The 13,156-nt window shown below is 72.6% G+C and carries 12 protein-coding genes; 8 read left to right on the top strand and 4 right to left on the bottom strand.

All coding sequences use genetic code 11. The features are described from left to right. Positions 1-18: 18 nt before the first annotated feature. From AAHG09_RS21840 to AAHG09_RS21875, 8 genes are all read left to right on the top strand, one after another. On the top strand, positions 19-486 hold the full coding sequence (locus AAHG09_RS21840) for a peroxiredoxin (RefSeq protein WP_342109597.1): 468 nt from the start codon (positions 19-21) through the stop codon (positions 484-486). An 85-nt stretch (positions 487-571) separates the two neighbouring features. Next, positions 572-1,759, top strand: coding sequence for a M23 family metallopeptidase (locus AAHG09_RS21845; RefSeq protein WP_342109598.1), 1,188 nt, complete (start codon positions 572-574; stop codon positions 1,757-1,759). Between the two features lie 57 nt (positions 1,760-1,816). Further along, positions 1,817-2,377, top strand: coding sequence for a Uma2 family endonuclease (locus tag AAHG09_RS21850; protein WP_342109599.1), 561 nt, complete (start codon positions 1,817-1,819; stop codon positions 2,375-2,377). Positions 2,378-2,437: 60 nt separating this feature from the next. Beyond that, the gene (locus AAHG09_RS21855; RefSeq protein WP_342109600.1) at positions 2,438-3,001 is read left to right on the top strand and encodes a Uma2 family endonuclease; all 564 of its coding nucleotides are present in this window, start codon (positions 2,438-2,440) and stop codon (positions 2,999-3,001) included. Between the two features lie 56 nt (positions 3,002-3,057). Next, entirely contained in the window at positions 3,058-3,399 is a 342-nt protein-coding gene (locus AAHG09_RS21860) for a hypothetical protein (protein WP_342109601.1), read from the top strand. Between the two features lie 100 nt (positions 3,400-3,499). Then, a complete protein-coding gene (locus AAHG09_RS21865) occupies positions 3,500-4,351 on the top strand; it encodes a DUF1206 domain-containing protein (protein ID WP_342109602.1) in 852 nt (283 codons plus the stop codon). A 103-nt stretch (positions 4,352-4,454) separates the two neighbouring features. Further along, a complete protein-coding gene (locus AAHG09_RS21870) occupies positions 4,455-4,616 on the top strand; it encodes a hypothetical protein (RefSeq protein WP_342109603.1) in 162 nt (53 codons plus the stop codon). A gap of 101 nt (positions 4,617-4,717) precedes the next feature. Then, positions 4,718-6,688 carry an SDR family NAD(P)-dependent oxidoreductase gene (locus AAHG09_RS21875; RefSeq protein ID WP_342109604.1) on the top strand — a complete coding sequence of 657 codons (1,971 nt, stop codon included), beginning with the start codon at positions 4,718-4,720 and terminating at the stop codon, positions 6,686-6,688. Between the two features lie 115 nt (positions 6,689-6,803). Here the strand turns inward: AAHG09_RS21875 and AAHG09_RS21880 are convergent, their stop codons facing one another. The 4 genes from AAHG09_RS21880 to AAHG09_RS21895 form a co-directional block, all read right to left on the bottom strand. After that, the gene (locus AAHG09_RS21880) at positions 6,804-7,724 is read right to left on the bottom strand and encodes an NAD-dependent epimerase/dehydratase family protein (protein WP_342109605.1); all 921 of its coding nucleotides are present in this window, start codon (positions 7,722-7,724) and stop codon (positions 6,804-6,806) included. Then, positions 7,721-8,767 carry an MraY family glycosyltransferase gene (locus AAHG09_RS21885; RefSeq protein WP_342109606.1) on the bottom strand — a complete coding sequence of 349 codons (1,047 nt, stop codon included), beginning with the start codon at positions 8,765-8,767 and terminating at the stop codon, positions 7,721-7,723. The genes AAHG09_RS21880 and AAHG09_RS21885 overlap by 4 nt, the downstream gene beginning before the upstream one ends. Before the next feature lie 44 nt (positions 8,768-8,811). Continuing rightward, entirely contained in the window at positions 8,812-10,491 is a 1,680-nt protein-coding gene (locus AAHG09_RS21890) for a methyl-accepting chemotaxis protein (protein ID WP_342109607.1), read from the bottom strand. Positions 10,492-10,782: 291 nt separating this feature from the next. Further along, positions 10,783-12,843 (bottom strand): methyl-accepting chemotaxis protein, encoded by a 2,061-nt coding sequence (locus tag AAHG09_RS21895; RefSeq protein WP_342109608.1) that lies wholly within the window; start codon positions 12,841-12,843, stop codon positions 10,783-10,785. Between the last annotated feature and the right edge of the window lie 313 nt (positions 12,844-13,156).

Below are 13,156 nucleotides of genomic sequence, written 5' to 3' on the forward strand. Positions count from 1 at the left end.
GGCCGAAAGGAAGGCACGATGCCGCTGTCAGAGGGCGATCCGGCCCCGGATTTCGACCTGCCCGCCTCTGCGGGAGGCCGCATCGCGCTGTCCGCGCTCAAGGGTCACAAAGTCGTGCTCTACTTCTACCCGAAGGATGACACGAGCGGCTGCACCCTGGAGGCGCAGGACTTCAACCGCCTGCTGCCGGATTTCACGGCGGCCGACGCGAAGGTCGTCGGCCTCTCGCCGGACCCGGTGAAGAGCCACGACAAGTTCTGCGGCAAGTACGGCCTTACGTTCCCGCTCGCCTCGGATGAGGACAAGGGCGTGCTCGAAGCCTACGGCGTCTGGGTCCAGAAGAGCATGTACGGGCGCACCTATATGGGCGTCGAGCGCACCACCGTGCTGGTCGACCGCGACGGCCGGATCGCGAAGGTCTGGTCGAAGGTGAAGGTCCCGAGCCACGCCGAGGCGGTGCTGGAGGCCGCCCGCGCGCTTCCTTGAGGCAAGACGAGCCGCATCGATACGACTCTCGACGGATCCTTAACCTTACCCAGTATTGAATGACGGCTCCTACGGGGCCGTCCCGATGCATGGTTTGAAGATCGTCTCCCGCTCCGCGTCAGGCAGGGCCGCGCCGTGGCTCGCCGGCGCGCTCGCGCTCGCGCTGCTCTGGGCGCTCGGCGCGACGTACCTCATCGTCTTCCACGACGAGGTGCTGGCCGGTTTCGTGGCCCGGCAGGGGGCGATGCGCGACGCCTACGAGGCGCAGCTCGCGGAGCTGCGCGCCCGGTTCGACCGCGACCGGCGCGACCGGGCCGGCACCGAGACCGGGCTTGCGGACCGCGTCGCGGCGGCGCTGGAGCGGCAGGCCGAGCTGGAGCGCCGCACCGCTTCCCTGGCCGGCCTCGGGCGGCAGACGCCCCCCGACCCGGCCGCCACCGGCGCGCTGGCCCCGCGCCCGGGTGCGGGGCTCACGCCGGTCGACGACGAGCCCGACCTGCGCTCCGACGAGGGCGCCGAGCCCACCCACGCCCAGCCGCGCCGAAGCGCCCTCGAGGCCGAGACCGGGCTGATCCGCCTGGAAGCTCGCCTCGAGGGCCTGCAGGCGGCCCAGGGCGAGCGCCTCGCCGGCCTGGCCGCGCGGGCCGGCGACGAGGTCCGGCGGCTGCGCGGCCTGATCCGTCGGACCGGCCTCGATCCCGCGCGCTTCGACGCGCCGTCTGACGGGATCGGCGGCCCGCTGGTCCCCCTCGACAGCCGGATCCTGGACGGGGCCGGCTTCGAGGCGAGCCTCGCCCTGGCCCGCCGGACCCTGGCGGATGGCGAGCGCCTGCGCCGGACCGCCGCCGGGCTGCCGCTGGGCCGGCCGATCCGGGGCGTGGCGGTCGTGTCGAGCCCGTTCGGAACCCGGCTCGACCCGTTCACCCGGGGCCTCGCGCTCCACACCGGGCTCGACCTGAAGGCGGAGTACGGCGAACCCGCCCGCGCCACCGCCCCCGGCCGGGTCATCGCCGCCGAGGCCGCGGGCGGCTACGGCAACATGGTGGAAATCGACCACGGCCACGGCCTGACCACCCGGTTCGGCCATCTCGCCCGGATCGCGGTCTCGCCCGGCCAGCGCGTCGCCGCGGGCGACATGATCGGCTCCGTCGGATCGACCGGACGCTCCACCGGGGCGCATCTGCACTACGAGACCCGCATCGACGGCGTGCCGGTCGACCCGCAGCGCTTCCTGGCGGCTGGCGCGACGCGCGCGCAGCATGACGCCGACTGAAACCGTCGTCGCGGAACCCGGTCCGTGCTAGGCTCCGAGTCGCGATCGGAGGCCGTCATGGCACGGGCTGTGAAGCGCGACGCGCGCATGAGCGTCGCCGCGTACAGGCGCTGGGTGGAGCCCCGCCCGGACGATGAGCGTTGGGAACTGCTCGACGGCGAGCCGGTGCTGATGGCGCCCCCGAGCGCGCGGCACCAGCGCATCGTCACGAACCTCGTGAAGCGCCTTGATGGCCTCGCCGAGCCGCACGGCTGCGGCGCCTATCCGGGCTTGGCGATCCTGAGCGATGCGATGGACGATTACGCGCCCTACCCGGATGTCGTGGTCCATTGCGGGCCGATGCCGCCGACCGGCTTCGTCGACGATCCCCTGGTGATCGTCGAGGTTCTCTCACCCGGCACCATGGCCAACGACCGGGGACGCAAGCTCGCCTTCTACGCCACCGTGCCGAGCCTCCAGTCCCTGCTGATCGTCTACCAGAACGAGGCCCGGATCGAGGTCTGGCGGCGCGATGCCGACTGGGTCATGCGGGTGGTGGGACCGGACGGTGTCGTGGACCTGCCGGAACTGGGCGGCACCCTGCCGGTGGCCGAGATCTACGACCGCGTGACCTTTTGAACCGGCGCTGGTGCGGGCCGCCGCGCCGGTGCTACCCTCAGACCGGATCGGAGGTCGGCGATGGCTCTGGCCGTGAAGCGCGATGCAGGGATGGATGTGCCGGGGTTCCGGCTCTGGGTGGAGTCCCGCCCGGAGCACGAGCGCTGGGAACTGCTCGACGGCGAGCTGGTGCTCATGGCGCCGCCCCGGGAGCGGCATCAGCGTATCGTCATGAATCTGGCAGGACGCCTCGACGCGTTGGCCGAGCCGCGCGGCTGCCGCGCCCTGCCGGGTCTGGCGATTCTGAGCGACGCGATGGACGACTTCGCGCCGATCCCCGACGTGATGGTGCGCTGCGGCCCGCCCCTGCCGGACGGCTATGCCGCGGATCCGCTGCTGGTCGCCGAGGTGCTCTCGCCCTCGACCATGAGCCTGGACCGCGGGCGCAAGTTCGACTTCTACCGGACGGTGCCGAGCCTCAAGGTTCTGCTGATCGTCTATTCCGACGAGGCCCGGGTCGAGGTCTGGCGGCGGGAGGCCGCGGATTGGGGCGGCACGGCGGTCGGGCTCGACGGCACCGTGGCGCTGCCGGAGCTTGATGGCGCCGTGCCGGTGCGCGACATCTATCGCGGGCTCACGTCCTGAGCCGCACCCGACTCAAGGGCCGGATCCCCGGCCCGGCAGAGCACCAAGGCACCGACTTGCCCCATTTCGAAGATTTCTATGCGGCCAAGCTGCGCGGCTCCCTCGGGGTGACGGACGCGGAATCGGTGCTCGACCTGCGCGGCGCCAACCGGGCGCGGGCCGAGGCCTCCCTCAAGGACATGCTGGAGCGCAGCCGCTTCGCCAAGGGCAAGACCGTGGCGATCCGGCTCGACCCACCCCCGGAGGGCGGCGGCGAAACCCTGTTCCAGCCGGCCGGGCGCCTGCTCCTCGACGCGAAGCGCCGCGGCCTGATCGAGCGCCTGCAAACCCTGCCGGCCCAGGATGGGCTCGGCTTCTACGTGGCGCTGACCGGCCGGGCCGAGCGCACGCCGATGTAGACCGGTGCAGGTCTCTGTGCCGGCAACGGATCGGGCACGCCCCGCGGGGCGTTGATCGGGTCCGCATCGGACGTCCGATCCCCCGCACGCAGATCCCGGCATGAGCACCCTTCCCGGCGGCCGCAACACGATCGAGCGCGTCGCCCGTTTCGGCTACGGTGCCCGTGGCGTGGTCTATCTCGTGGTCGGCGGGCTCGCCCTGCTGGCGGCGCTCGGCCATGGCGGACGCGCCGGCGACAGCAAGGACGCCCTGCGCACCGTGCTGGCCGGGCCCTTCGGCGCGGCGATCGTCGGCCTGATCGCCCTGGGGCTCGCCGGCTTCGCGCTCTGGCGTCTCGTCGAGGCCGTCACCGATGCCGACCGGCGTGGCACGGGGATCAAGGGCCTGGCGGTGCGCGGGGCGCATCTCGTCAGCGCCGCGCTCTATGTGGGCCTCGCCGCCAGCGCCGCATCCCTGAGCCTCGGGCTCGGGATGAGCGGCGGCGACGGGATGCACGACGGCACCGCGTGGCTGCTCGCCAAGCCCTTTGGCCGCTGGCTCGTGGCGCTCGGCGGCTTCGCGGTGATCGGCGGCGGCTTCGGCTTCCTCGCGAAGGCGTGGCGCGGGGACGTCACCGACCGGCTCGCCCTCGACGGTCGGGCCCGCGCGCGCTGGGCCGGGCCGATCGGCCGCTCCGGCTACGCCGCGCGGGGCCTCGCCTTCCTGATCATCGGCGGCTTCCTCGTCGCGGCGGCGTGGCACCAGCGCTCGTCCGACGCCAAGGGGCTGGCCGAGGCCTTCGCCCTGCTGCGCGCCCAGCCCTACGGCTGGATCCTGCTCGGGCTCGTGGCGGCGGGCCACGCCGCCTTCGGGGCCTTCGGGCTGATTCAGGCCCGTTACCGGCACATCGAAGCCCCGGACATCGACCGGGTCGACGATGCGGCCGGGGAAGCGGCCCGGGCTTTGACCTGATGCCGACCCATTGTCACCCGTTCCGATTGTAATTGCTCACCCATACCCCAAGTTCAAACGACCCTCCGCGCAATCCTGTGCCCTGGGCGACGATGCGGAGGCGATGATGGCCAGAATCCTGATCACCGGTCGAGCACAGACCGTAACCACCGAAGACTTCAACGAGCGCGTCCGATTGCTGCTCGTCGACAAGCTCGATCCGGTCAAGGGCCGGATCTATCAGAAGAATTTCAAGACCGGCTTCTCCGGCGGTCTCTTCAGGTAAATCGGCGGACGGCCGCGCGTCCGTTCGGCGCGCTGCGGCCGCGGTGCGTTGACAGGACGGGAGCCGCGACGGATACCCCGCGGCACCCCATCCGGCCCCCGATGCAGCAGCGCTTCTACAAGACCGCGGTGATGGTGGCCCACGACCTCGCGGCGACCGCCGCCGCCGTGGTGCTCACCTTCCTGTTCCGCTTCCAGGGCGGGATGCTGGACGAGCGCCTGCACGCCCTGCCCCTGCTGCTGCCGCCGTTCCTGGCCTTCGCGGGCCTCGTCTACGCGCGCTTCCGGCTCTACCGGACCAAGTGGCGCTTCGCCTCGCTGCAGGATCTCGCCGGCATCGTCCGGGCGGCGAGCGTGCTGGCGCTGGCCCTGCTGGTGACCGACTGGGTCCTGGTCTCGGCCGACCTCTACGGCTTCTACTTCTTCGGCAAGATCGCGATCCTGCTCTACTGGGTCCTGCAGATCTTCTTCCTCGGCGGGGCGCGCCTCGCCTTCCGCTACCTCAAGGACACGCGCTCCCGGCAGTCGAGCGCCCGGGCCGCCACCGTGCCGACGCTGCTCCTCGGGCGCGGGGCCGATATCGACGTGCTGATCCGGGCGATCGAGGCGGGCTCGGTGAAGAAGCTCGCGCCCCGGGGCATCCTCTCGCCGCGGGCGGACGAGCGCGGCCAGTTCATGCGCGGCGTGGCCGTGCTCGGCGGTTTCCCGGATCTGGAGCGGGTGGTGGCCGATCTCGCATCCCGGGGCGAGCCGGTGCGGCGCCTCGTGGCGACGCCGAGCGCCCTGGTGCCGGAGGCGTCGCCCGACGACCTGATCGCCCGCGCCCGCCGGCTCGGCCTGCCGCTCGCCCGGGTGGCCGGCCTCGGCGAGGGCGCGCAAGGGGCGAACCAAGGCCCGGAACTGGCGCCGCTGGAGATCGAGGATCTGCTCCTGCGCCCGACCGTGCCGATCGACCGGGCGCGCCTGGAGGCGTTTCTCACCGGACGCCGGGTGGTGGTGACGGGGGGCGGCGGCTCGATCGGCTCCGAGATCTGCCTGCGCGCCGTGGCGTTCGGGGCCGCCGCCGTGCTGGTGCTCGACGCCTCCGAGCCGGCCCTGCACGGCATCCTCACGCACCCGGCGATCCTGGCCGCCGAGGCCGCGGTGACGGGGGTCCTGGCCGACATCCGCGACCGGGAGCGGACGCATCAGGTCATCGCGGCGTTCCGGCCGGATTACGTGCTCCACGCCGCCGCCCTGAAGCAGGTGCCCTACCTGGAGCGGGACTGGCAGGAGGGCATCAAGACCAACGTGTTCGGCTCGATCAACGTCGCCGAGGCCGCGGTGGCGGCCCGCGCCCGGGCGCTCGTGATGATCTCCACCGACAAGGCGATCGAACCGGTCTCGCAACTCGGCGTCACCAAGCGCTTCGCCGAGATGGTCGCCCAGGCGCTGGACGCCGAGCAATCCACCCGACCCGATCACCCCACCCGGCTGATCGCCGTGCGGTTCGGCAACGTCCTGGGCTCGGCCGGCTCGGTGGTGCCGGTATTCAAGGCGCAGATCGCCCGGGGCGGCCCGGTGACGGTGACCGATCCCGAGATGGTCCGCTACTTCATGACCGTGCGCGAGGCCTGCGACCTCGTCCTCACGGCCGCCTCCCACGCCGACGGCGAGGCCCGCACCGCGCCGGATTCGGAGCGCGCCGCGGTCTACGTCCTCAAGATGGGCCAGCCGGTGCGGATCGCCGACCTCGCCGAGCGGATGATCCGGCTCGCCGGCTTCGAGCCCGGCGCGGAGATCGAGATTGCGTTCACCGGCGCGCGGCCCGGCGAGCGGCTCAACGAGATCCTGTTCGCCCGGGACGAGCCGCGCGTGGCGCTTCCAGGGATCGACGGGGTGATGGCGGCGCGGCCGAACTTCGCCGACCGGGTGCGGCTCGATGCCTGGGTGGCCGCGCTGCGTACCGCCGTGGCGGAAGGCGACCGGGCCGCCGCCGAGGCGGTGTTCGAGGCGGCGGTGCCGCATTTCCGCGAGCGTCACGCCCAGCAGGTGGCGCGAAGCGCGCCGGCTGCCGCGATGAGCGCGGCGTAACCGGGTTTCGAGAGGGATCATCCCTTGTCTGGGATCCAGGGCAATGCCCTGGGAGGTTCGTCGGGCTCTGCCCGACACCCGCCAAAGGGATGATCCCTTTGGGATCTCGGACTCTTCAGCCGCCCGCCTGCGCCAGCCGCGCCAGCCCGTCCCGGGTCGATCCCGCCGGCTGCCAGCCCAGCGCCGCCAGGCCGTCGGCGCGGGCCACCAGCCCCTCGGCGATACGCGCGAACTGCGCGTCCCGGCCGGTCATCCGGCAGGCCAGCTTGAGAAGGCCGGCCGGTACCGGGACGAGCCCCGGGCCGCGCCCGAGGCCCGCGCGGAGCGCCGCGATCATCTCGGGCAGGCTGAGCGGGTCCGGATCGGCGGCGATCAGGGCTGCCCGCACGGGGCCGGGCGCCCGCAGGACCGTGTCGACGGCCCCCGACAGGCTCTCCAGGGCGATGAGCGAACGCCGGGCCGCGAGGCCGCCGAGCGGCAGTGGGTAGGGGCTGCGGGCGAGCCGCAGGAGCGCGGCCATGTTGCCCTTCACCCCCGGGCCGTAGACCAAGACCGGGCGCAGGGCGACCCAGTCGAGCCCGGTCTCGGCGAGCGCCTGCTCGGCCTCCAGCTTGGAGCGGCCGTAGGCGTCGGTGGGCGCGGCGGGATCACCCTCCCCGACCACGCCCGGCGCGCTCGGCCCCACCTGCGCGCGGATCGAGGACAGGAACACGAACCGGCGCACCTTTGCGCGCGCCGCCGCCTCGGCGAGCCGGCGCGTCGCCTCCGTGTTGAGGGTGCGGTAATCGTCCTCCGGCGCTCCGGACATGGCATGCGCGAGGCCCGCCGAATGCACCACCGCGTCGACGCCGGCCAGCGCGGCGGCCATGTTGATCGGGCGCGTCAGGTCGCCCACCACCGCGCTCGCGGCGCCCTCCGGCAGGGCGGTGGGCCGGCGCAGCAGCACCCGCACCCGGTAGCCGCGGGCGGTGAGGTCGGCGAGCAGGTGGCGACCGATGAACCCGGTCGCCCCGGTGAGCGCGATCAGTCCGGTCACGGGTGGGCGGCACCTTCGGAGGCCGGCGCCGGGGCGCGGGCGAAGCGGCGGAGCAGGGCCGCGACCAGGGCGAGCCCGGCCGCGAGTGCCGCGAGGGTGACCGGCCAGGACGGCCAAAACAAGGTCGCGGCGGCGAGCGCCGCCAGCGCGAGATTGACCGCGAAGACCCGCCCCACCACGCCCGGGACCGTGAGGCCGTTCACGGTGGCCCGCTGGTAGAAGTGGCCCCGGTGCGCCTCCCAGATCCGCTCCCTCCGGCGGGCTCGGGCGGCGAGGGTGAGGCTGGCATCGGCGAGGTAGGTGAGCGGCAGCAGCAGGGCGGCCGCGAGACCGCCCGCCGAGCTATTCGCCAAGGCGAGATGCCAGAGCAGCCACGCCGTGACGAGCCCGATCGGCAGCGCGCCGACATCTCCGAGGAAAAGCCTTGCGACCGGCCGGTTGAACGGCGCGAAACCCAGCACCGCGCCGAGCAGGCAGGCGGCCACCAGCGTCGGCAGCGGCGGCAGGAGACCGGCGAGGCCGAACAGCAGCAGGGCGCCGGAGACCGGGACGATCTCGGCCACGATCATCCAGTCGAGCCCGTCCATGAAGTTCGTCAGGTTCACGAACCACAGGCCGGCCACGAGGGCGAGGCCGCGCTCGAGTCCGAGGGGAAGGCCGGGCAGCAACCGTCCGTCCAGGTGCCAGACCAGCAGGCCGACCGCCACGGCCTGCGCGACGAGCCGAAGGCCGGCCGGCAGCGGGCGCACGTCGTCCACGGCGCCCAGAACCGCCAGGGCCAGCGTGCAGCCGGCCAGCCAGATCCAGTCCGGCCGGCCGCCGATCTCGGGGGCCGCGATCAGCAGGCCCGAGATCGTCACCAGCCCCGTCACCACGGCGATCCCGCCCCCTTGCGGGGTCGGTACCCTGTGGCTGGAACGGGCGTTCGGCCGCGCCAGGGCATAGCGCTGCAGCAGCGGGAAGAGGCGCAGGATCAGCCCCGCCGAGAGGGCTGCAGCCAGCGGGACGGCGAGGAGGAGGATCGTGGGCAGGGCGGACGGCATGGCGCCCTCCTACGCGATCCCTGACGCGACCGTGAGGGGGCGGATCACGCGGCCCGCACCGTCGCGAGGAATCGGCCAACCTCGACGGTGAGATGCTCGGATTGCCGGGCCATCTCGGTGGCGGCTCCGAGGGCCTGGGCGGCGGCCGTGCCGGTCTCCTCGGCGGCCTGGGCGAGGTCCGCGATCGTGCCCGTGACGGCGCCGGTGCCGGCCGCCGCCTGCGCGACGTTGCGCACGATCTCCTGGGTCGCCGCCCCCTGCTGCTCCACGGCGGCCGCGATGCTCGCCGCCACGCCGTCGATCTCGCGGATGCGCCGGCCGATCCCGTCGATCGCCGCCGCCGCGCGACCCGTCGAGTTCTGGATCCGGCCGATCTGGCCCGTGATCTCCTCCGTCGCCTTGGCGGTCTGCTCGGCGAGCGCCTTGACCTCGCTGGCCACCACCGCGAAGCCGCGGCCGGCCGCGCCCGCGCGGGCGGCCTCGATCGTGGCGTTGAGCGCCAGCAGGTTGGTCTGGGCCGCGATTCCGGAGATCAGCGCCACGACGTCGTTCACCGTCGCGGCCGCCGCGCTGAGATCCTGCACCAGCGCCACCGTCTCGGTGGCCTCGCTCACCGCCGTCCGGGCGAGCTGCGCCGAGCCGCTGACCTGCCGGCCGATCTCCTCGACGGAGGAGCCCAGCTCCTCGGCGGCCGCCGCCACGGTGCTGACGTTGGCGGCGGCCTCACCCGCCGCGGAGGCGGCCGAGCTCCACTGACCGGAGGATTTCGCCGCGCTCGCCGTCAGGGACCGGGCCGTCGCCTCCAGGGCGGCCGCGGAGGTGGAGACGCCGCCGACGATCGTGCCGACCGCCTGCTCGAACGCGTCGGCCATCGCCGCCGTGGTTGCGCGGCGCTCGCTGTCGATCTGGGCCTGGGCCGAGGCCGCCTCGAGGGTGCGGGTCCGGATCAGGCTGTCGCGAAAAATCACGACCGCGCCGGCCAGCTGGCCGATCTCGTCGCCGCGCTGCTGCTCGGGAATCTCGCCCTCGGTGTCGCCGCCGGCCAGGCGCTGCGTCGCCCGCGTGATGGCCTTGAGGGGCCGGCTGACGCCGCGCATCACGAGCAGCGTGGCGCCGGCCGCGACCACGAGGGCGAGGGCGGCGAGCGCCAGCATCGACAGGTTGGCCCGCTCGTAGCTCTGCGCGAGCTCGACGCCGCTCGCCGTGCTGCCGGCGGCGTTCAGCGCCACCAAGCGGTCCCAATCCGTCAGGACGTCGTTGATCCGCTCCGACATCGTCGCGTTGAAGTGGTGCAGCCCGCCGGGACTATCGCCCGCCGTAACCATCGCCATGGCGCGGGCCTGCTCCGCATCGTAGGTCGCCATGTGCCGGCGCAGGCTGGCGAAGCTGTCGCGCTCGGGCTGGGTGAGCGGCAGGGCTTCGAAGCGGGCATAGTTCTCGGCGAGTTGCTGCTCGCGCTTGGCGATCTTGGCCTTCACGGAGGCCCGCAGGTCATCCGTGTCGGCCGTGATCAGGCGGCCGCCATTGACCCGCAGCTGCATCACGAGGATGCCGATCCGCCCCAGCGTATCCGTCGCCGGCAGGCGGACGTCCCGCATCTCCGCCGCGGTGGTGTTCACGCTGCGCAATTCCACCAGCGCCAGGACGTAGGTCGCCACGATGAGGAGGACCAGGGCAGCCAGGCTGAGGCCGAGCTTGGTGGCGATCGTGATGCTGGAGCGCATGGCGTCGTGCCTCTATCCCGTGTCGAATCTTGAGGTTTCTTCCATAGGTTTCCTGTCGCATAACACAGCCGTTGCGGGGCGCGAAATCTGTTTTTCTTCAGGTGTCCCTAGATGAAATTGTATCAAAGTCGATAATGAAAATCGAGGCGCGCAGATAATGCAAGCCGTAGACTGTGGCGGCGGCTTCCGATGTGAGTCCGTCATTGTGGGAAGTAAAAATGTCCTGTGCTCATCCGCGCCTGGCGCGCACCGGGGCCGGCAGGATGCGGGCTATGGGTCAGGTCCGCCGCGTCACGCGGCCCGGATGTCGCGCAGGAACGCGTCGACCTCCCGATTGACGATCTGCGACTGTGCGGCGAGGTTCTTCGCCGCCGCGAGCACCTGATCCGCCGCCGCGTTGGCTTCGGTCGAGACGGTGAGCACGCCGGCGGCGTGATCCGTCACCGTCAGCGTGCCCTGGGCCGCCTCGCCCGCGTTGCGGGAGATGTCGCCGGTCGCCCCGGTCTGGGCCCGCACCGCCTCGACGATGGTGCCGCTGATCGTCGACATGGAGGTGACGATGCGGTTTATCGCCTGCAGCGCCGCCGTGGTCTCCTCCGTCGCCGACCGGATGCCGGCGATCTGCTGGTCGACCTCCTCCGTGGCGCGGCGTGTCTGATCGGCCAGGGCCTTGATCTCGGTGGCGACCACGGCGAAGCCCCGGCCCGCCGCGCCGGCGCGGGAGGCTTCGATCGTGGCGTTCAGCGCCAGGAGGTTGGTCTGGGAGGCGATCGACGCGATCGTGGTCGCGGCGGCGCCGATCTGATCGGTGGCGGAGCGCAGATTCTCCATGATGCGGCTGCTGGCTTCGGCTTCGCGCGCGGCATCAGCCGCCACCGTGCTGGATTGGTCGACCTGGCGCTCGACCTCCGCGAGGGAGCCGACCATCTCTTCCGCGGCCGCGGCCACGGACTGCACGTTGACCGCCGTCTCTCCGGCGGCACGCTGCGCCGAGGCGGCTCGGCTGCGGGTCATGTCGGCGAGGCGGCCCATCGTGCGCGCCGTGCCGTCGAGGGCGGACGCCGCCGCCGTGACCACCTCCAGCGACCCGGTGACGGTGCGCTGGAAGGCCGCCACCAGGGCGTCGATCCGCTCGACGCGCCCCCGCCGCGCCTCGTGCTCCGCGCGCTGGGCCGCCTCGAGCTCGGACCGGACGATCGCGTTCTGGCGGAAGACATCGACGGCATGGGCCATGGCGCCGATCTCGTCCCGACGCGTGAGGTAGGGAACCGTCGCCCCGACCGCACCCTCGGCGAGATCGCGCATGTACCGGGTCATCACGATGGTCGGATGCACGAAGGCGCGCGAGCCGAGCCAGACCAGGCCGAGAAGTCCCAGGAGGATGGCGGTGCCGACGAGGGTCATCGCGTTCCGCGCCTCCGTTGCGCCCCTCAGCGCGACAGCGCGCGGCACCGTCATGATCATGGACCAGCGCTCGGTCACGCCCGGGAACGCGATCGGTGCCGCCGCCACGAACTCGGCGTCCCCCTCAGGCCCGGCCACGATCCGGACCTCGGCCCCGTCCCCGCGCCCGCGCTCGACCCTCCCCAGGAGATCCACGAAGGCGGGCTCGGTCACGGGCTTGCCGAGGCGCGCAGGGTCCGGATGGGACACCCAGACGCCCTTGGCGGCGATCATGACCCGCCCCACGCCGAAGGGCGACAGGCCGGCACAGAACGCCTTGGCGGCGGCGAGCGACATGTCGATCCCGGCCATGCCGATCGCCGCGCCCGCACGGTTCCTGATCACCCCGACCGCGGTGGTCATCAGCACCGTCTTGCCGTCGACGACGTAGTCGTAGGGATCGACGAGGACCCGCCGGTTCTCGCGGAGCGGCGTGTCGTACCAGCGTTCGGCACCCGCTTCCTGCGTCAGGGGAAGCGGCTCGAACCCGGGCTCCTGCTCGCCCCGCGAGAATGCGTAGACGGCAAAGCGCCCGGCTTCGGCATCCCGGCCGTCGAGCGCGTCGGGCTCCATGCCCACCGACAGGCCGACGAAGTCCGGGTTGGCGCGAATCACGCTGCCCATGAGGCCGCGAATCCCGTCGCGGTCGATCGGCTTGCCGGCCGCGATCAGCCCCGACACGCCCTGCGCCACGGTCGCCGAGACGTCGACCGCGTGGCCGATCTCGCGCGACACGGTCTGGGTGTACTCGGCCAGGAGCGCGCGGACCTGACCGTCGGCGGATCGCTCGCCGGCGGCCGTCATGAACGCCGAGCCGGACAGCGTCACGGCGGCGAGCGCGCCGACACCCAGCGCGCCGGCGCCCAGCAGCAGGCGCCACCGCAGGCTGACGAACTCGAACAGCGCCATCGCGAATCCCCGGACCCTTGAAGCAGTCCGGCGACGCTACAAATTCTCTCTCGCCTCAAATGTGACAATCGCGGTCGTCGGTGCGGCAGACGCTTGTCGGAAGCTTCGGTGCCGCAGTATTATCTACCTGGGGTCGGATCGCAGCATTGATCGACATCTTGCGACAGGGCGCCGGGGCGACAGCCGTCCCGGTCCGAACCTCCGCCTCGTCCCGAGGGGCCGCGCCTGGGCAATCGCCCCGGTTCCGAGTCCCGGGACGATGCTTCGGATCCCCGTCCGGATACGGGCTCCGCGCCGCGGGATCGGCGGCCGC

It is taken from the genome of Methylobacterium guangdongense, from assembly GCF_038442355.1.
GTDB lineage: Bacteria > Pseudomonadota > Alphaproteobacteria > Rhizobiales > Beijerinckiaceae > Methylobacterium > Methylobacterium guangdongense.

Coding starts and splice junctions, on each gene's coding strand:
- AAHG09_RS21840 (WP_342109597.1), top strand. CDS start 19: ATGCCGCTGTCAGAGGGCGATCCGGCCCCGGATTTCGACCTGCCCGCC.
- AAHG09_RS21845 (WP_342109598.1), top strand. CDS start 572: ATGCATGGTTTGAAGATCGTCTCCCGCTCCGCGTCAGGCAGGGCCGCG.
- AAHG09_RS21850 (WP_342109599.1), top strand. CDS start 1,817: ATGGCACGGGCTGTGAAGCGCGACGCGCGCATGAGCGTCGCCGCGTAC.
- AAHG09_RS21855 (WP_342109600.1), top strand. CDS start 2,438: ATGGCTCTGGCCGTGAAGCGCGATGCAGGGATGGATGTGCCGGGGTTC.
- AAHG09_RS21865 (WP_342109602.1), top strand. CDS start 3,500: ATGAGCACCCTTCCCGGCGGCCGCAACACGATCGAGCGCGTCGCCCGT.
- AAHG09_RS21870 (WP_342109603.1), top strand. CDS start 4,455: ATGATGGCCAGAATCCTGATCACCGGTCGAGCACAGACCGTAACCACC.
- AAHG09_RS21875 (WP_342109604.1), top strand. CDS start 4,718: ATGCAGCAGCGCTTCTACAAGACCGCGGTGATGGTGGCCCACGACCTC.
- AAHG09_RS21885 (WP_342109606.1), bottom strand. CDS start 8,767: ATGCCGTCCGCCCTGCCCACGATCCTCCTCCTCGCCGTCCCGCTGGCT.
- AAHG09_RS21890 (WP_342109607.1), bottom strand. CDS start 10,491: ATGCGCTCCAGCATCACGATCGCCACCAAGCTCGGCCTCAGCCTGGCT.
- AAHG09_RS21895 (WP_342109608.1), bottom strand. CDS start 12,843: ATGGCGCTGTTCGAGTTCGTCAGCCTGCGGTGGCGCCTGCTGCTGGGC.